A 17528-nucleotide genomic window follows, 5' to 3' on the forward strand; every position below is an offset into this window, starting at 1 on the left:
GATAAGCAGAGTGTTAATCAAAAAAGAGCGGAAACCGAATAAAACACAGCAGGGGAACCTTTAGATGCGTCGATTGCGGTCATTTTCAGCCATTATAGGTCTTATCGCAGCAGGCCTTGCCCTGCCCACCAACGCTGATGACATTAATGAGGAGAGCTGGCGCTTTCAGCTTACCCCCTATGTCTGGATGGCCGGATTGGCAGGCGATGTGCGCCCGCTTGAAAATGCCCCTACCGTTAGTACTTCACGCTCTTTCAGCAGCATTTTGGATGACCTGGATGGCGCCTTTTTCATGACCGGCACCGCTCGCCAGGACCGCTTGGTACTTTTTGGCGATATTTCCTGGGCCTCCCTTAGCCAGGCAAGCACGCTACCCTTCGGCATTGTCGCGAATAGTAAGCTACGCCAGCGCTTTATAACGGCCGCTGCGGGCTATCAAGTGATGACGACACCAACACAGCAGCTTGATTTATTGGCAGGCGCACGTGCTTGGCAAATTGATACCGACATCAACATTCCTGCGCTAGGCGTTAATGCAGCCAAAACCAAACAGTGGATAGATCCTATTGTGGTGGCACGCCTGCGATCACACTGGGCGCCCAACTGGTCCACACTGCTTCATGCGGATATTGGCGGTCTGGATGTATCGAAAAAAAACACCTGGCAAGTTGTCGCTACACTCAACTACCAGTTCAGCGATACGCTTTATCTTTCAGGCGGCTATCGCCATTTATCGGTTAAACGCGATGAAACAGACTCACTCATCGATATCGAAATGGGCGGACCTCTCGCTGGCATTACGTGGCGCTTTTAGTTAACCCAAGGGCACGATGCTTACGAGGTTACTGGGTAAATTGACTCAAGAAGTACAAGATCGCTAATCCCGTAATAACATCAATTCACTTAGCCGAACAGGCGCGTCAGGTGCTGGGCATAAGCGGCCATATCACGTGCAACGTCTGGCGCCTTGATTACATCGTTGGCGATAAACGTAGGCAGCGCTTCCAGGCCAATAAATTCCTGAGACTTATGGAACGGGAAGTAAACGCCATCGACACCGCGCCCTTCAAAGAAGTTATCGGCCTCATCAAAGGCGGCCAGCGGCGCATTCCAGGTGAGCGACAGCATATAGCGCCGCCCTTGCAGCAAGCCGCCACTGCCGTACTGCCTGGTGGGATCCTGGCGCGAGCGGCCGTCGCTGGCATAAAGCGAGCCATGCCCAGCGGTGAAGACTTCATCAATGTAGCGTTTAACGCTCCAGGGCGCGCCCATCCACCAACCCGGCATCTGATAGACGATGGTATCTGCCCAGAGGAATTTTTCCACCTCGGCCTCTGCTTCGTAACCCTGTTCAATTACCGTCTCGCGAACTTCATGGCCCAACTCGGCGAGCGTACGCCACGCGACATCATGCAGCGTATTATTGAGTTCACCGCCAGAATGTGCGAACGGCTTGCCACCATTGATTAACAGAACCTTCATCGTTAAAACCTCTCGTCCAATAGATAGACTTGCCTGTTGGTAGGCGGTAGTCCTGCCAACATGGCTTGAATGCCGCCGATTATGGGGTACTTAAAAGCATGGAAAAACCCGTCCACGGGCAAGAGACTTTTGATATAAAATCAACAACGACATTTAACCTGGACAGGCAAGAGCAACGCTTATGAAAACCACGCTTGAAGAGCAGCAAGCATTTATCACCGTGGTGGACAGCGGCTCGATCACCGGCGCCGCCGAACGGCTGGGCATTACGGTATCGGGCGTTAGCCGAGCGCTTAACCGCCTGGAGCGCAAGCTTGGCGCCACCCTGCTACGCCGAACCACCCGCCGCCTGGAGCTAACGGAAGAGGGAGAAACGTTTTTACAACACTGCCGCCGCATACTAACGGCGGTAGAAGCCGCAGAAGAGTCCGTTCAGCATCACCACGGCCAACCTCAAGGGCGGCTACGGGTGAACGCCGCGCCCAGCTTTATGCAGTTTGTCATTGTGCCGGTACTTGGTGAGTTTCGTGCCCGCTACCCCGGCATTACGCTACAGCTGGATACCCACGACCGTTTTGTTGACCTGCTGGAACAGCGTGTGGACCTCGCCATTCGTATCGGGGAGTTGGACGACTCTTCGTTACATGCCCGGCGCCTGGGTCATAGCCCGCTTCGCCTCTTGGCAAGCCCTGCTTACCTTGAGCGCGCGGGCACTCCTCAAAGTATTGAAGATCTTAAGCACCATAGTCTGCTCGGCTTCAGCCAGCTTGAACACCTTAACCATTGGCCGCTGCGCCGTGCCAATGGTAAGTGCTTACATATTACGCCCGCCCTCTCCGCCTCCAGCGGCAGCACGCTGATAGAGCTAGCACTTAAAGGTGAAGGGATCGTCTGCCTTGCCGACTTCATGACCATCAAGCCCCGCAAGGCGGGCACACTTGTCGATGTGCTGCCCAGTCATACCGAACTTCAAATGCAGGCCGTCAATGCTGTTTACTACCGCCAAGCCACACTTTCACAGCGCGCCCGGCTGTTTATGGACTTTCTGGCCGAACGCCTGCCGGAGGAGTATTTGCAGAGTTAAAGCGGCAAATAGTGAATCAAGGGTTCTGGAACAAGATATTCACTATTCTGAACCTGACGCTCTACACTCTCTTTACGAATGACGTTTATTTTGAAACGCAGCGGCCAAAATGCCGGTGGGCATAGCAATAAGGCCGATACCGGCCACGGCGCCTATAACGCGAAGCCCCGGCCTGGGGCCGGGGCGTGACAAACACCTGCGCTTACAGCGTTACGCTTAGGACTCTACATGGAATGCCATGGTAGCGTTGACGGCCTTTTTCCAGCCGGCATAAAGCTCATCGCGCTTTTCATCTTTCATCTGCGGCTCAAAGCGACGCTCCAACGCCCACTGTGCAACGATTTCATCCCGCGACTTCCAGAAGCCAACGGCGAGGCCAGCAAGATACGCCGCGCCAAGTGCAGTGGTTTCGTTTATTTCGCAGCGTAGAACATCCACTCCCAGTATGTCGGCCTGGAACTGAGCAAGGAAATCGTTGGAGATCGCCCCACCGTCGGTGCGAAGCTCGGTTAGCGCAATGTCGGCATCCGCCTGCATGGCTTTGAGAACATCGGTGCTTTGATAGGCAAGTGATTCGACCGCCGCGCGCACAAAGTGCTCTTTTTGAGTCCCCCGGGAGAGCCCAAACATGGCGCCGCGTACGTTAGAGTTCCAGTAAGGCGCACCCAGCCCGGTAAAGGCGGGCACCATATAAACGCCGTCATTATCCTTAGCGCGCGTGGCGTACGCTTCGGAATCAGACGCTTTGCCCAGCATTCTCAGGCCATCACGCAACCACTGAATCACCGAGCCCGCCACAAATACGCTACCTTCAAGGGCGTATTCCAGCGTGCCATCCACTTCCCACGCAACGGTGGTAAGAAGGCCGTTCTTGGAGGGCGTGGCCTGGGTGCCCGTGTTCATTAGAGTAAAGCAGCCCGTGCCATAGGTGTTTTTCGCCATACCCGGCTCGAAACAGGCTTGGCCGAACAGCGCGGCGTTCTGGTCGCCAGCGATACCGGCAATCGGCACTTCCTGGCCCATCAGGAATTTAGGCAGCACGTTGCCGTAAACTTCACTGCTGGACTTAACTTCGGGCAGCATCGACTCAGGTACACCAAACAGTGCCAGTAGCTCCGGGTCCCACTTCCGGTCACGGATGTTAAACAGCATCGTGCGCGATGCGTTGCTGACATCGGTCGCATGCACAGCGCCGCCGGTCAGGTTCCACACCAGCCAAGAATCAATAGTGCCGAACAGCAAATCGCCCTTTTCCGCTTTTGCCTTAACGCCCGCTACGTTGTCGAAAATCCACTTCAATTTGGTGGCGGAGAAGTAAGCATCAATGACCAGCCCGGTTTTATCGCGAATCATATCGGCATGGCCCGCTTCGCGCAGCTCATCGCAGATCTCGGCGGAATGACGCGACTGCCAGACGATGGCGTTATGTACCGCCTGCCCGGTATTTTTATCCCATACCACGGTGGTTTCACGCTGGTTGGTAATACCGATAGAGGCAACTTCGGAGACATCAACGCCGCTGTTGTTAATCACCTCGGTCAAGGTGGTCAGCACGCTGGTCATGATTTCGCGAGGGCAGTGTTCGACCCAACCCGGGCGCGTAAAAATCTGCTCAAACTCATGCTGGGCTACGCTGACAACCCGGCCCTCATGGTCAAACAGTATCGTCCGCGTGCTGGTGGTGCCTTGGTCAATAGCGAGAACGTAGTTTTTCTGGCTCATGAAATGCCTCTCAAGCGTTAACGTTAAATGATTGTTTTAAAAAGAATCAAATCAGCAGGCTGGCTTAATAAACCCGGCTGACTTAATAAACATACGCGGCAAGCCCGGCAAGGACACTGCCGATAAAGGGTCCTAAAATAGGGACCCAAGCGTAAGACCAGTTGTTCGTCCCCTTGTGCTTAATGGGAAGTAATGCGTGGGCAATGCGCGGCCCCAAATCCCGAGCGGGGTTGATCGCATAGCCTGTAGGCCCACCCAGCGAAGCACCAATGGATACTACCAGCAACGCCACCGCCAACGGGCCAAGCCCAGAAGGCGTATGTCCAAACATGATAATGACGAACACCAGCACAAAGGTACCGATGATCTCAGTGACCAGATTCCACCCGTAAGAAGGAATCGCCGGGCCTGTAGAGAACGTCGCCAGTATGCTTGACGCGTCTTCGGTCGCGTCGTAATGCTTTTTATAGGCCAGATAGCAAACAGTGGCACCCAACCAGGCACCGATGAGCTCAGCCGCAAAGTAGGCCGCAGTGGTCACAGCGTTAATAGGGATGCCGGGGGCGTATTCCGTCGCCGGGCCGACGAGCAATCCAAGCGTAACGGCGGGATTGATATGTGCCCCAGTCTCATAGGCGACATAAACCGCGCAAAAGACCGCGAGCCCCCAACCAAAGAAGATAACGATGCCATCGCTGCCATTCCCGTTGGTTTTGTTCAGCAGCACGTTAGCGACTACGCCACACCCCAAGAGCGTCAATATGGCCGTACCCACTATTTCGTATAGAAAAATTGTTTCAAGCATCGTAACCAGCTACTCCATGTGATCGGTTTGCTCTGTTTAGAACGATTGAATGTTCTTTTTAGAAAATATCGTTTTCCTTTTGGCATCCTATAGGGGGTATTGAAAAAAACAATACAAAAAAATAACTCTCTTTAAATTTACCAACTATGCTTTTGATTAATATAAATTTTCAAACAAATAGACATTAGTTCAACACCCCTTTCCTTATGATAATTAATCATTACCTGCTCACATAAAATAACCTCACGTCAACTAACGAACATATTTTTTCGATAGTTACCGCAGCGCTCATCCTCTGCGCTTATTTTATTAACCGAAAAACATGGCAATTTTTGGTGTAGCAAAACGTGACCTATACTCACGTTGTCAGCTATCCAGCTGGCTATCGTAAGCCCGTATAGAGAGCGGGTTTGACCACGTTTTTTGGGGTCACTTATCAAGGAGGGCGTATCATGAGGAGGTCTACAACGACGACCTATCCAGGCGGCATCTATCCGCTTCATGCCGTATTACTGGTGAGCATTTTTCCACTTTTTCTTGGCGCCGCGTTAAGCGATTACGCCTACTCGAAAAGCTTTCATATTCAATGGGGCACATTTTCTTCCTGGTTAATTGCTGGCGGGCTTGTTTTCGCAGGCCTGGCGTTTTTATGCGCAATTATCGGTCTCTTTCGTGCCGAACATCGTCGCGGGCTTGTTCTGGTTTACCCAGCACTCTTGCTGGCCATCTGGATACTGGGCTTTATCAATGCCCTGGTGCATGCCCGCGATGCCTGGGCCATGATGCCCACTGGCTTTATTCTTTCGATCATCGTTACCGTATTGAGCGTCGCAGCGATTTGGATCGGTTTTTCTCGGCCCACTGTCGGAGCAACGTCATGAAACATTTCATCCTGCGTTACACAACGCCGCTGGCATTTATGCTGGCTGCCAGCGGCGCGAATGCCTTTGATGTAGAACAGCCCTTTGGCCCCAACCCAACACTCCCCGAGCCACAGCGCGGGCTGTTGCCAGACATGACCGTTCCCGAGCCCGCCGAATGGGGCGACCGGCTACCGACGGTACCTGAGGGCTACACCATCACCAGGATTGCTTCTGATCTTAAGGTGCCCCGGCAAACCATCATGCTGCCCAATGGCGATATTCTGGTGGCGGAAGGTAGCGGCGGTAATGCACCGGCATTAAAGCCCAAGGATGTGATCGCTGGGTATATCAAGGACCAAGGCAACACCGCTGTAGAGGGCGGCGACCGCTTAACCCTGCTACGCGATGACAATGGCGACGGCAGCTACGAACAGATGATTTTCGCCCAAGACCTTAACGCGCCTTATGGGCTGGCTCTGATAGACAACAACCTCTATGTGGCCAACCAGGATGCGCTGGTGCGCTTTGATTATGACGAGGGCCAAACAGAGGCCAGCGGGCCGCCAGAAGTCATTGCGCAACTGCCCTCAGCGATCAATCACCACTGGACCAAGGCGATGACCGCCAGCGCCGATGGGCAGTTTGTTTATGTCGGTATCGGCTCGAACAGCAATATTACCGAGCGGGGCATGGAGGCGGAGGTTAATCGCGCCGAAGTGTGGGAGATCAATGTCGACACGGGCGCGCACCGCCCCTATGCCACCGGCCTGCGCAACCCCTCAGCGCTAGCCACCCAACCCGATACCGGCACGCTTTGGGCAGCGGTTAACGAACGTGACGAACTCGGTCCGGACCTGGTACCTGATTATATTACCTCGGTTCAGGAAGGCGGTTTTTATGGCTGGCCCTACAGCTACTGGGGACAGCATGTTGACCCTCGCGTACGCCCGGAAGATCCTGAAAAAGTGGCATCCGCTATTGCACCGGACTACAGCCTTGGCTCTCACGTAGCCCCGCTTGGCCTGGCTTTTTCTACGCCCGCCATGGGCGAAGAGTACGCCGAGGGCGTTTTTGTAGGTGAGCACGGCAGTTGGAACCGCGCGGACCCGGTTGGCTACAAGGTAAGCTTCATCCCCTTTAGCAACGGCCAACTTGCTGACAGCGACCCGATTGATTTTGCCAGTGGGTTTCTTACCGATGATGGCAGAGCACTTGGCCGCCCGGTCGGTGTCACTATTGATCCGGATGGCGCGCTTATTATTGCCGATGACCTGACCAATGCGATTTGGCGGGTTACACCGGATAATCCGCCCGCCCCACCGGAGCAGGAGCCTGAAGCAAACGCTTCTGAGCCAGAGGAGCCCGAGCCAACATCCACCGAACCACCCGAGCAGCCATCAACGCCCCAAGAGGCTGACTAACCACCAAGCGACGGGCAGGTACTCCCTGCCCGTCGCTGCTTCATCACGCTGTCTCAAACGGTGAATGTTTAAAATCCCAGCAAGCGCTTACGTACGGGGCGAATAGCCACCAAAGCCAGCACTGCCAGCGCCAACCACTCCAGCCAAACAGGCAGTAGTTCCTGAACCTCGCTTGCCTGATCGACCACGTTCCAGCCCGTCACTCCCAGCACGCTATCTACTGTCCAACCTACGAGCACAGTAACGACAAGCACGCTGGCGAGATAAACCGCCAACGCGGCATTGCCTAGTTCGCGACGCAATATCGCTAACGTCGCCAGGCTGGTGATCGGCCCCGCCAGCAGGAAAACCAGCGCCATACCCGGTGAAATCCCCGCTAACAGCAGCCCAGCAGCAACCGGCGTGGCCGCTGCCGCACAAATGTAGAGTGGAATGCCCACCACGGCCATCAGCGCAAGCGCCAGCAGCCCACCTGAGTAATGGGCCAGCGTATCAGGCGGCACCAGCGTTACCAGCACGCCCGCCAGCAACAGCCCGGCAAACACCCATGCGCTGATATCATCTAACAGATCACTAAACGCATAACGCAGCCCGGCCTTCAAACCGCTGGGTTCGTCGGCTTTCGCGGTGGGCGTATGACAGCCGGAGGAAGCGCAGCAGCCGCCAGGCGTGGCAGAGGTGGGAGTTGCAGGCTCACGCGTTAACCCGACTAGCAGCCCGGTGACAATGGCCGTTACCAAGGCACCGATGACGCGCACGACGGCCATCAACGGGCCAAGCAGTACGCTGGTCAGTAGAATGGAATCAACGCCCACCCCCGGCGTGCTGATTAAAAAAGACGTCGTGGGCCCACGCCCCGCGCCACCACGATGCAAAGCAATAGCGGTAGGAATCGCGCCACACGAACACAGCGGCAGGGGCATACCTATGACCGCCGCCCGCACAATGCTGCCCAAGCCACGCCCTCCCATCCAGCGCTGCAGCACGTGTTCCGGCAGCCATGCTTTAATTAGCCCAGCAATTACCAACCCCAACAGCAGCCACGGGGCCGCCGTTAACGCAATTTGCAATAGCTCTATAACCAGCGTCATGTCATCACCTGCTTGTCCACAGTGGGAATAGGGGCTAGCCTAAACCCTGTAATCGTTACAGGGTCAAGCCGATGAAAAACACGTATCGCATTGGTGAAGTGGCTACCCGCACAGGCTGCTCACCGGAAAGCATTCGTCATTACGAAAAACTCGGGTTACTGCCACCCGCCAAACGCAGCGAGCAAGGCTACCGGCATTACGATCAAGCAGCGCTTGCGCGTATCGGCTTTATTCGTCACGGCCGCAGCCTCGGTCTCGATCTACATAGCATTCAGGAATTACTGGCACTTTCAGACCACCCGGACACCGACTGCGGCGCGGCTGACGACATCGCCACTCGGCACCTTCAGCATCTGGAAGCGCGCATTGCCAAGTTGCAAGCGCTCGCTACTGAGCTACGCCAGGTAGTACAGCAATGCCGGGGTGGCAAAACCGCCGACTGCCAGATCATCCAAACGCTATACGACCACACGCTTGCCTGCAGCGAACACGGCTGTGGATAAATAGAGGCGACGATGCGTAGAAGCGTGGCGAGGCGCCCCTCTTCCTCAAGTAGCTATCGACTACAATGGTGTTAGCGCATCGTAAAAAGGACTTTTAAATGATCGAATCACGCGAAGAGCTAGAAGCCATCAGAAAGACCTGCCACTCAATGGTGACAAGAAGCTCCAGCCTTTCTGCTGGCACAGCGATCATCCCCATTCCCGGCGTGGATATCGGGTCAGACGTTGCCATATTGCTAAGGCTCATTCCTAAAATAAACGATAAATTCGGCTTAACGCCCGAGCAAATCGAAGGTCTGGATACCGAATCAAAAGTGATGGTGATGACCGCTATTTCCAATGTCGGCAGCAAGATGGCCGGAAAGTACATCACCAAAAAACTGGTGGTATCGCTGCTTCAAAAGATGGGCGTCAAAGTAGCCGCCACCGGTGTGGCTAAATATGTACCCTTTGTCGGCAGCGCCGTGGCGGGGGGCATCAGCTTCACGGCGATGAAGTATATGGGCAACAGCCATGTTGAGGATTGCTATAAAATTGCGCTGGCTGCACTGGAGAGTAATGTTCCGACGACAATAGACGCGAACAAGCCTGAACCGGACCTGAATATATAACGGTACACTTAAAAGACACTAACTCGGTCAGCGTTAATCAATAAAAAAACAAATTACTATTAGCAAAAAATACGCCCCGATCCAGGTCGGGGCGTATTAAGGCATTAGCGCATTGTAATGCAATATGCTGAGATTACATCACCACTGGTAACTGACTTTTGCGGTAATTTCACGCCCCGGATTATAGTAGTTAGCTGTGGCTGACCCAACGACGTGCTGCTCATCAAACAGGTTGCTAACGTTAACAGTGAGGTCAGTGTTTTCGACGATTTGATAACTTAAGGCCGCATCATAGAGCGTTGTGGCATCACTCTTGGATGTATTGCCTACATCGTAGTAATAGGTGCCTGTGTAACGAGCACCCAGACCGACACTCATAGGAGTGGCAGGCAGCGTATAATATCCCCAAAGAGAAGCTGAATGCTTCGGAGCAATGGCAAATTCATTTCCTTGCCTGGATGTATTGTCGTCGCGCACTACCTCTGAATCCATGTAGGAATAGCCGCCGATTAAGCTCAAGTTATCAGACAACTCAACTTTCGCTTCCAGATCAAGGCCTTTTACACGGGATTCACCAACAGTTTCCCGTTCAATCACCCCATTATCCTGCGTTACCGAGATAGTGACGTCATTTCTGGTCAGGTCGTAGATCGCTGCAGAGAACAGCGCATTTGTACCGAAGGGCGCGTATTTCGCACCAATTTCATACTGTTCGCCCCGTTCAGGCTTAACACCTATAGAAGGTGGTGCAACCGATTCCACCATACTGATATAGGTAGAAATTTCATCAGTGATTCGATAGGTCAGTGCTCCGCGAACGGAAGTTTCAGAAAAATCATCAGACGTGGTAACGCCATCCCTATCTTCACTAGAGATATCCAAGGAATCATTGCGCACGCCCCCAGTGACAATGAAGCGATCATAGAAAGACAAATTTTGCGTCAAGAAAACCGATTTGGTCGTGTAGTCCTGCTTGTTGCTACTGTAAACGTTCAGGCTGGTTGGACCGCCACTATATACAGGGTTTGCAATGTCGATAGGCGCTGAGTCTCCAAAAAAGGAACTGTCCTCAGTTGAAGCATCACGATACTCTACCCCCGCAATAGTGCTGCTATCGAACCAGTCAAAGCGAGCATCGTATTGCAGGAGAGCATTACCGATCAATTCCCGTGCTTTGCTGTCGGAACCGAAATAATCGCGATCCAACACGCTGCCTACTCGCGCTGCAGAATCAGTGATATAGACGTAACCGAAGTCGTCCTTCAGATCGCTATAGCGCAGATTACTTTGTAGAATCAGCCCGTTATTGAAATCATGGATGAGTTGCCCAGTAACACTGGTACGCTCAACATCATGATAGTTGAAATCAGGCTCGCCAAAAAAGACGCTACGATCATACTCCCGGTCGAGTGGGTAACCGCCGCTATTAGGGGTGTCATCCCGCTTTAAATAATCGAATATGACGCTCGCTGAGGTGTACTCTGTTGGCTCCCAAGCCAAGCCCCCCATCAAGAAGCCATGGTTATCTTTGGAATGATCATACTCACGATCACTGTCCTTGATAGTGCCGGTGAAGCGGTAGGCCAACGTCCCATCAGCATTCAATATGTCGCCAACATCAATACCGGCCTCTTTGTGATCAAATGACCCATAAGATAGATACCCTTCACCAAAGCTTTCAAATTTGGGTCGTTTGCTCACGAAGTTGACCGAGCCACCCGGGTCGGCTGGGCCGAAAAGTGTGGAGTTGGCCCCACGTAATACTTCAACCCGCTCATAGGCGAACGGTTCCTCACGAACACCGCGCATTGAGCCTAGCGTAAGCCCGTCACGATAGGTGGTAGCCTGGAAACCCCGGATCTTGAAATAGTCGTTACGGTCATCCGTGCCGTAGTAACCGGTGATAACTCCTGGCGTATATTGCAAGACTTCTTCAGTGGTAGAGGCGTTTCGCTGCTCAATCTCTTTTTCAGTAATGACCGATACGGAGGCGGGCGTATCGAGAAGACTGGTGGCGACCTTACCGCCCACCCATAGTTCTTGAGCCACTATCGAGTTGGCATCATCATCAGCATAAGCCTGAGCATTAACGATAATCGGGGCGAGGCGATAGTCCCCGTTATTGCCATTACCGTCGCCTGCTTCCTGTGCATTCCCGATCATGGGAATCGTGATGAGCGTTGTGCCGCACAGTATGGCGGTAGTGGTCTGCTGCCACCGTAGTCGATTCGTGTTGGGCCAGACTGTGCTAGTGCTGTCAAACATGTTCAAGATCCCTGGAAGTGAATAAACCCGCCCCGCCGCCTGATGATTTTTGTAAAAAAGCCCGTGAGAGTATCCGGAGGTGGTCTGGAGTAGCCAATAATGGTAATGTAAATCATAATTATTTAGAACCTGTTTTATACTAACCACATTTCATAATGACCATCAAATCCAAGACTATCGATTATCAGAACTAAAGCTTTAGAGGAAGCTATGGCATTGTTGCGTAAGAGCATATCCGTTTGCGTATCGCTTCTGGCGGCGTGCAGCCTCGGCGCTACGTCCGTAAGCGCCCAAGAGTACCCGCTAGAAATCGAACACGCCCTTGGCACCACCATCCTTCAGGAAAAACCCGAACGGATCGCCACCGTGGCATGGGCGAACCATGAGGTGCCGCTGGCGTTAGGCGTTGTACCGGTCGGCTTTGCTGCCGCCAACTTTGGCGATACCAACGGCAACGGTTTGCTCCCTTGGGTGGAAGCCCGGCTTGAAGAACTTGAAGTAGCGCCCCCCGCCCTGTTCGATGAAGGTGATGGCATTGATTTTGAGGCCGTTGCGGCCAGTCAACCTGATGTAATCCTTGCGGCCTATTCAGGGCTTAGCCAAGCGGACTACACCACCTTGAGCCAAATTGCCCCCGTCATCGGTTACTCCGAAGGCCCGTGGGCGACAGACTGGCGCGATATGATTCTTCTCAATAGCGCTGGCATGAGCATGTCCGACGAAGGCCAGGCACTGATTGAACGTCTTGAACGCCAAATTGCTGACACTGCCCAGGCGCATGCCGAACTAGAGGGCAAGACAGCCATGTTCGTGACGCACCTCGACCCCACCAACCTGGGGCGTATCTCTTTCTACACCGATAACGATGCGCGAGTGCGATTCTTCCATGACCTGGGGCTGGTCTCGCCAGAAATCGTTCAAGCCAACTCGGCACCGGGCACGTTTTCAGGCGAAATCAGCGCTGAGCTAATCGACCAACTGGCAGACGTGGATATTCTGGTCACCTACGGCGGACAAACGCTGATTGAACAGCTCGAAGCCCATCCGTTGACCTCTCGGCTGCCAGTCGTTGAAAACGGCGCCATTGTGCTGCTCGACAATAGTCCGCTGGGTACTGCGGCCAACCCGACACCCATGTCGATTTCATGGTTATTAGACGATTATGCTGACCTGCTCTCAGAAGCCGCACGCCACGCAGAGTAGCGTCGTTACTGCGCCAGCCGCTAGCGTTACCCGGCAGCGTAAAAAGCGAGGCACGCGCCTTGCTGGAGGCCTACTGCTGCTGGCGCTGCTTGCGTTGGCGCTAACGCTTTCTGTAGCGTTTGGCGCTCGCACTGTGGGTTGGCCAGAGATAGTGGCAGCGCTAAGCGGGCAGGTAGAAACCATTGGCGATGCCGCCGTGGCGAGTCGCTTGCCGCGTACTCTACTGGCAGTGCTTGCGGGCGCGGCACTCGCTGTATCGGGAGGCGTTATGCAAGGGCTTACCCGTAACCCGCTTGCCGACCCCGGCCTGTTAGGCGTTAACGCCGGTGCAGCACTGGCCATTGTAATAGGGATCGCGTGGTTTGGGATTGATGAAACCACGCCCTACATCTGGACGGCTATTCTGGGTGCCGGGCTTGCCGCCGTGGCGGTTTACACTATTGCCAGCCTGGCCCGCGGGGGCGCTACACCGCTCAGGTTGGCGTTGTCCGGGGCCGCTACGACGGCGGCGTTAAGCTCGCTGGCGACGGCCGTTATACTGCCACGCGGCGATATTGCGGGGCTGGCGCAGTCCTGGCTGGTGGGCGGCATTGGCGGCGCGACGTACGACCAGATCATGCCCGTACTGCCTTTTCTGCTCGCAGGTTTTGTGATCACGTTACTCGCCGCGCGCAAGCTCAACCTGCTGGCACTGGGCGACGATGCCGCTGCGGGCCTGGGCGAAAAAGTCGCCGTCGCCAGAGCCATGTCGGCGGTGGGCGCGGTACTGCTATGCGGCCCGATTACGGCTATCTGTGGCCCCATCGGCTTTGTCGGGCTGGTGGTACCGCATGCCTGCCGCCTGTTAGTCGGCGGTGACTACCGCTGGCTATTGCCGTTTTCCGCCCTGGGTGGCGCCGTGCTGTTAACGTTTTCAGATGTGGTGGGGCGGCTGGTAGCGCATCCTGCGGAGCTTGATGCGAGCATCGTTACCGCCTTTATCGGTGCCCCCGTGTTTATCTGGATCGTACGCAACCGCAAAGTAAGCGCGCTATGAACCCGCCCTCTTATAACGCCACTCCTTCCTCCCCCTCTCAACGCCATGGGCACCGTCCTTACGGGCAGATGCGGCGGGCACACGCCAAGCGCCGGGGGCGGATACTTGCGGTATTGGCCGCCTGTTTACTGGCAGGCGTAGTGTTGACCTTGATGCTCGGGCAATCCTTTACGCCACTCACCACGGTGCTGCGCATTCTGGGTGGTGCTGAGGTGCCCGGGGCCAGTTTTACCGTGCGAGAATTACGCTTACCAAGGGCCGTGGTTGCGGTGCTGGCAGGTGCCTGTTTTGGACTGGGCGGTGTCGCTTTTCAAACCCTACTGCGTAACCCGCTGGCAAGCCCCGACATTATCGGCATTAGTACCGGCGCGAACACCGGCGCGGTGTTTGCCATTGTGGTGCTATCGCTCAGCGGCACGGCGGTTTCGATCCTTGCGATTGCGGCGGGGCTAGGCGTGGCGCTGTTAATCTACGGGCTCTCCTGGCAGCAAGGCGTAACCGGCGCTCGATTAATTCTCATCGGCATTGGCCTGGCCGCGATGCTACAAAGCGTTACGGCGTACCTTTTAATGCGTGCGCCCAGTTGGTCACTACAGGAAGCACTGCGCTGGATGGCGGGTAGCCTTAACGGTGTGCAGCTTGACCAGGCACTGCCGCTGTTTATCGCCCTGCTACTGTTTGGCGGACTGTTGTCAAGCCGCCACCGTGACCTGGAAACCCTGCGCATGGGCGACGATATCGCGGTAGGGCTGGGTGTTCGTTTAGCCCTAACGCGAATTACTGTGGTAATTACCGCCGTGGCACTTGTCGCCTGTGCCACTGCGGTAACCGGCCCGATTGCGTTTGTGGCGTTTCTTTCCGGCCCCATTGCGGCACGTTTAGTGGGGCGCAACGGCTCGCTATTGATTCCTTCTGCGCTGGTAGGCGCGCTGCTGGTGCTTCTGGCAGACTACGCGGGCCAGTTTTTACTACCTGCCCGCTATCCGGTCGGCATTGTGACCGGCGTATTAGGCGCCCCCTATCTCGTTTACCTGATTACTCGCGACAATAAAAGCAGAGGCACCCTATGAGCGCTTCGTCGCTAATCGCCCAACACCTGACCGCAGGCTACGGCGAACGGACCATTCTTAATGACGTCAGCCTAACCGTTCAAGCGGGGCAAACAACCGCTATTGTGGGCGCTAACGCCTGTGGAAAATCGACGCTGTTGCGCGTGCTTTCGCGGCTCCTGACACCGGAGCAAGGCAACGTGGTGCTGGATGGTAACGCCATTCATAAGCTCCCCGCCCGCCGCTTGGCGCAACAGCTGGGGTTTCTGCCTCAGTCGCCTATCGCGCCAGAAGGCATTACCGTGCTGGAGCTGGTGAGCCGCGGCCGCCACCCGCATCAAGGGCTTTTCCAACGCTGGAGCACTACCGATGAAGCCGCCGTGGCCGATGCTTTAAGCGCGACTCACATGGCCAACCTAGCCGACAGCGCCGTAGAAGAACTCTCCGGCGGGCAGCGCCAGCGGGCGTGGATCGCCATGGCCCTTGCTCGGCAAACTGATGTGTTACTGCTGGACGAGCCCACGACCTTTCTGGATATCAACCACCAGATCGAAGTGCTCGACCTGCTCACCGACTTAAACCAAACGCGCGGCACCACCATTGTGATGGTGCTTCACGAGCTGAACCTGGCCGCCCGCTACGCCGACAAGCTAGTCGCCATGGCTAACGGCAACATCTACGCCGTTGGCCCATCGGAAGACGTATTTACCGAACAGATGGTACGCGACGTATTTGACCTGGAAAGCCGGGTCATCGACGACCCGGTCACGGGAAAACCCATGATGATACCGCTGGGGCGGCATGGGACGCGCAAGCGTAAGCACGCACCCACTGCCGATAGAGAGACACAGGCCGGTTAAGTGGGGGAAAGAGGCTGCTCAATGGCCCGCCCAACCTGTAGCACTTTGGCGTCATCAAATGCCTTACCCATGATCTGGACCCCCACGGGCAGCCCTTGATGATCCTTACCAAATGGCACCGTCAGCGCGGGTAGTCCGGTCACATTGGCGGGTGCGCATAAGCGCACATACGCTTCGGCGACACTCTCTTGGCTGCCGTCTTCCCAATCAAACGTATCCTGCTCCAAGCGTGCTGCTGTCTGGGGCACGGTGGGTGTCAGTAGAACATCGATGTCTGAAAACAGAGAGCCCCAGCGCTTAGCAATGAGGTTCCGGGCACGCTGCGCCTTCAAATAATCGCCTGCTGACAGCAGTTGTCCGGCTTCGAGCAAGGTGCGTACATCATCACCGTATAGCGATGCTGATTGACGTATGTCCTTGGCGTGTACGGTTGCTGCCTCGGCCACCATCAGGCCCCATTGAGTCGGGATGAGGTAGTCAGCCAGCGGAATATCCACCTCCACCAGCACGGCGCCCTGTTGTTCCAGATGCGCTGCCGCACGCCTAACAGCCGCGGCGACTGGCTCCGCAACGTGGTCAAAATAATAGTTGCGTGGGATACCAACACGCAACCCATGCACACTCGACTGTGCATTGATATCGAAAGAGGCAGGAGGAGTACGGCTAGCGGGGTCGCGCGCATCAAAGCCCATCACTGCCTGCAATAACAGGCCAACATCCTCTACCGTGCGTGCCATAGGGCCCGCATGATCGAGCGACCAGGCCAGGGGCATAGTGCCGTGGCGAGAAACCAAGCCATACGTTGGCTTGAACCCGACTAACCCGCAAAGTGCTGCGGGCACCCGAATCGAGCCACCGGTATCGGTTCCCATGGCTGCCCAGGCGCCGCCATAGGCAACCGCTGCTGCAGAGCCCCCACTGGAGCCCCCCGGCGTGCGCTGTGGATCAAGCGGATTGCGCGTTTGTGGTGTGGTCAGGCCGAAAGCGAACTCATGCGTATGGGTCTTGCCCAGGAGTATGGCGCCGGCACGCAGCAAGGCATCCGTTACTGCGCTGTTGGCCTCGGCCAGGTGTCCGTCCCGAACACGGGAGCTGGCAGTGGTGGGTTGGCCAGCAACATCGAACAAGTCTTTCAGCGCGATAGGAATGCCATGCAGCGGCCCACGGTAACGGCCATGTTGAATGTCTCGCTCGGCCTCAAGCGCCTGCACACGGGCGGCTTCTTCCCATACAGATACAAAAGCGTTGATCTCGGGCTCTCGCGCACCAATACGCGCCAAGGCCGCATCCACCAATTCTACTGGCGACAGTTCGCGTGCCGCGATGGCGGCACTGGCTTGGGCCAGTGTCAGGTTTAATGGGTTTAGCATGGCTTGTTCCCCTGGCTAGCATCAAAGGCAAATGAAGGAGTGCATGATTCATCAATAGGTAATTCGTCGAGCCGGGCAATGACCGTGTGTATGTGATGCAGTACACCCGCAATCAGTGGCGCACGTTCAGAGTCCAGGGGCAGCCCTAGGCTAGTAGCCAGAG

At 55.4% G+C, this 17528-nt stretch carries 16 protein-coding genes; 10 read left to right on the forward strand and 6 right to left on the reverse strand.

From position 1 onward, the window contains the following. Positions 1-64 precede the first annotated feature (64 nt). A complete protein-coding gene (locus FKN99_RS12195) occupies positions 65-814 on the forward strand; it encodes a hypothetical protein (RefSeq protein WP_172118132.1) in 750 nt (249 codons plus the stop codon). A gap of 89 nt (positions 815-903) precedes the next feature. Here the strand turns inward: FKN99_RS12195 and FKN99_RS12200 are convergent, their stop codons facing one another. Next, positions 904-1482, reverse strand: a complete 579-nt coding sequence (locus FKN99_RS12200; protein ID WP_172118134.1) for an NAD(P)H-dependent oxidoreductase — start codon at positions 1480-1482, stop codon at positions 904-906. A gap of 181 nt (positions 1483-1663) precedes the next feature. Here FKN99_RS12200 and FKN99_RS12205 point away from each other — a divergent pair, with 181 nt between their 5' ends. Next, positions 1664-2566 carry a LysR substrate-binding domain-containing protein gene (locus tag FKN99_RS12205; protein ID WP_172118136.1) on the forward strand — a complete coding sequence of 301 codons (903 nt, stop codon included), beginning with the start codon at positions 1664-1666 and terminating at the stop codon, positions 2564-2566. 216 nt (positions 2567-2782) lie between these two features. Here the strand turns inward: FKN99_RS12205 and glpK are convergent, their stop codons facing one another. Both glpK and FKN99_RS12215 read right to left on the reverse strand, forming a co-directional pair. Then, positions 2783-4288 (reverse strand): glycerol kinase GlpK, encoded by a 1506-nt coding sequence (gene glpK / locus FKN99_RS12210; RefSeq protein ID WP_172118138.1) that lies wholly within the window; start codon positions 4286-4288, stop codon positions 2783-2785. An 82-nt stretch (positions 4289-4370) separates the two neighbouring features. Continuing rightward, a complete protein-coding gene (locus FKN99_RS12215) occupies positions 4371-5093 on the reverse strand; it encodes an MIP/aquaporin family protein (protein WP_172118139.1) in 723 nt (240 codons plus the stop codon). A 452-nt stretch (positions 5094-5545) separates the two neighbouring features. On the opposite strand from FKN99_RS12215, the gene FKN99_RS12220 reads away from it, so the two are divergent. Both FKN99_RS12220 and FKN99_RS12225 read left to right on the forward strand, forming a co-directional pair. Next, positions 5546-5974: a DUF2231 domain-containing protein gene (locus FKN99_RS12220; RefSeq protein ID WP_172118140.1), complete on the forward strand. Its 429-nt coding sequence runs from the start codon at positions 5546-5548 to the stop codon at positions 5972-5974. Then, positions 5971-7377 carry a PQQ-dependent sugar dehydrogenase gene (locus FKN99_RS12225; RefSeq protein WP_172118141.1) on the forward strand — a complete coding sequence of 469 codons (1407 nt, stop codon included), beginning with the start codon at positions 5971-5973 and terminating at the stop codon, positions 7375-7377. Before FKN99_RS12220 ends, FKN99_RS12225 begins: the two co-directional genes overlap by 4 nt. Positions 7378-7445: 68 nt before the next feature. On the opposite strand, the gene FKN99_RS12230 is transcribed toward FKN99_RS12225, so the two are convergent. Beyond that, positions 7446-8468, reverse strand: coding sequence for an SO_0444 family Cu/Zn efflux transporter (locus tag FKN99_RS12230; RefSeq protein WP_172118142.1), 1023 nt, complete (start codon positions 8466-8468; stop codon positions 7446-7448). Between the two features lie 71 nt (positions 8469-8539). Between FKN99_RS12230 and FKN99_RS12235 the strand changes: the two genes are divergently transcribed. Beyond that, entirely contained in the window at positions 8540-8971 is a 432-nt protein-coding gene (locus tag FKN99_RS12235) for a MerR family transcriptional regulator (RefSeq protein ID WP_172118143.1), read from the forward strand. A gap of 98 nt (positions 8972-9069) precedes the next feature. Further along, positions 9070-9582 (forward strand): hypothetical protein, encoded by a 513-nt coding sequence (locus tag FKN99_RS12240; RefSeq protein ID WP_172118144.1) that lies wholly within the window; start codon positions 9070-9072, stop codon positions 9580-9582. Between the two features lie 138 nt (positions 9583-9720). On the opposite strand, the gene FKN99_RS12245 is transcribed toward FKN99_RS12240, so the two are convergent. Further along, on the reverse strand, positions 9721-11847 hold the full coding sequence (locus FKN99_RS12245) for a TonB-dependent siderophore receptor (protein ID WP_172118145.1): 2127 nt from the start codon (positions 11845-11847) through the stop codon (positions 9721-9723). A 210-nt stretch (positions 11848-12057) separates the two neighbouring features. Here FKN99_RS12245 and FKN99_RS12250 point away from each other — a divergent pair, with 210 nt between their 5' ends. From FKN99_RS12250 to FKN99_RS12265, 4 genes are read left to right on the forward strand one after another with little or no spacing between them, the layout of a single operon-like run. Then, a complete protein-coding gene (locus tag FKN99_RS12250; protein ID WP_172118146.1) occupies positions 12058-13050 on the forward strand; it encodes an iron-siderophore ABC transporter substrate-binding protein in 993 nt (330 codons plus the stop codon). Then, the gene (locus FKN99_RS12255; RefSeq protein ID WP_172118147.1) at positions 13010-14086 is read left to right on the forward strand and encodes a FecCD family ABC transporter permease; all 1077 of its coding nucleotides are present in this window, start codon (positions 13010-13012) and stop codon (positions 14084-14086) included. Before FKN99_RS12250 ends, FKN99_RS12255 begins: the two co-directional genes overlap by 41 nt. After that, a complete protein-coding gene (locus tag FKN99_RS12260) occupies positions 14083-15156 on the forward strand; it encodes a FecCD family ABC transporter permease (protein ID WP_172118148.1) in 1074 nt (357 codons plus the stop codon). Before FKN99_RS12255 ends, FKN99_RS12260 begins: the two co-directional genes overlap by 4 nt. Then, complete coding sequence (locus FKN99_RS12265) at positions 15153-15995, forward strand: ABC transporter ATP-binding protein (protein WP_172118149.1); 843 nt, start codon at positions 15153-15155, stop codon at positions 15993-15995. The genes FKN99_RS12260 and FKN99_RS12265 overlap by 4 nt, the downstream gene beginning before the upstream one ends. Here FKN99_RS12265 and FKN99_RS12270 read toward each other — a convergent pair. After that, complete coding sequence (locus tag FKN99_RS12270; RefSeq protein WP_172118150.1) at positions 15992-17365, reverse strand: amidase; 1374 nt, start codon at positions 17363-17365, stop codon at positions 15992-15994. The two genes, FKN99_RS12265 and FKN99_RS12270, sit on opposite strands and share 4 nt — an antisense overlap. Positions 17366-17528: the final 163 nt, after the last annotated feature.

This window comes from Halomonas hibernica, assembly GCF_013183775.1.
In the GTDB taxonomy this organism is placed as follows: Bacteria; Pseudomonadota; Gammaproteobacteria; order Pseudomonadales; family Halomonadaceae; genus Vreelandella; species Vreelandella citrativorans.

Excerpts from the sequence above, each read along its gene's own strand:
- FKN99_RS12195 (WP_172118132.1), top strand. The coding sequence starts at position 65 with ATGCGTCGATTGCGGTCATTTTCAGCCATTATAGGTCTTATCGCAGCA.
- FKN99_RS12200 (WP_172118134.1), bottom strand. The coding sequence starts at position 1,482 with ATGAAGGTTCTGTTAATCAATGGTGGCAAGCCGTTCGCACATTCTGGC.
- FKN99_RS12205 (WP_172118136.1), top strand. The coding sequence starts at position 1,664 with ATGAAAACCACGCTTGAAGAGCAGCAAGCATTTATCACCGTGGTGGAC.
- glpK (WP_172118138.1), bottom strand. The coding sequence starts at position 4,288 with ATGAGCCAGAAAAACTACGTTCTCGCTATTGACCAAGGCACCACCAGC.
- FKN99_RS12215 (WP_172118139.1), bottom strand. The coding sequence starts at position 5,093 with ATGCTTGAAACAATTTTTCTATACGAAATAGTGGGTACGGCCATATTG.
- FKN99_RS12220 (WP_172118140.1), top strand. The coding sequence starts at position 5,546 with ATGAGGAGGTCTACAACGACGACCTATCCAGGCGGCATCTATCCGCTT.
- FKN99_RS12225 (WP_172118141.1), top strand. The coding sequence starts at position 5,971 with ATGAAACATTTCATCCTGCGTTACACAACGCCGCTGGCATTTATGCTG.
- FKN99_RS12230 (WP_172118142.1), bottom strand. The coding sequence starts at position 8,468 with ATGACGCTGGTTATAGAGCTATTGCAAATTGCGTTAACGGCGGCCCCG.
- FKN99_RS12235 (WP_172118143.1), top strand. The coding sequence starts at position 8,540 with ATGAAAAACACGTATCGCATTGGTGAAGTGGCTACCCGCACAGGCTGC.
- FKN99_RS12240 (WP_172118144.1), top strand. The coding sequence starts at position 9,070 with ATGATCGAATCACGCGAAGAGCTAGAAGCCATCAGAAAGACCTGCCAC.
- FKN99_RS12245 (WP_172118145.1), bottom strand. The coding sequence starts at position 11,847 with ATGTTTGACAGCACTAGCACAGTCTGGCCCAACACGAATCGACTACGG.
- FKN99_RS12250 (WP_172118146.1), top strand. The coding sequence starts at position 12,058 with ATGGCATTGTTGCGTAAGAGCATATCCGTTTGCGTATCGCTTCTGGCG.
- FKN99_RS12255 (WP_172118147.1), top strand. The coding sequence starts at position 13,010 with ATGCTGACCTGCTCTCAGAAGCCGCACGCCACGCAGAGTAGCGTCGTT.
- FKN99_RS12260 (WP_172118148.1), top strand. The coding sequence starts at position 14,083 with ATGAACCCGCCCTCTTATAACGCCACTCCTTCCTCCCCCTCTCAACGC.
- FKN99_RS12265 (WP_172118149.1), top strand. The coding sequence starts at position 15,153 with ATGAGCGCTTCGTCGCTAATCGCCCAACACCTGACCGCAGGCTACGGC.
- FKN99_RS12270 (WP_172118150.1), bottom strand. The coding sequence starts at position 17,365 with ATGCTAAACCCATTAAACCTGACACTGGCCCAAGCCAGTGCCGCCATC.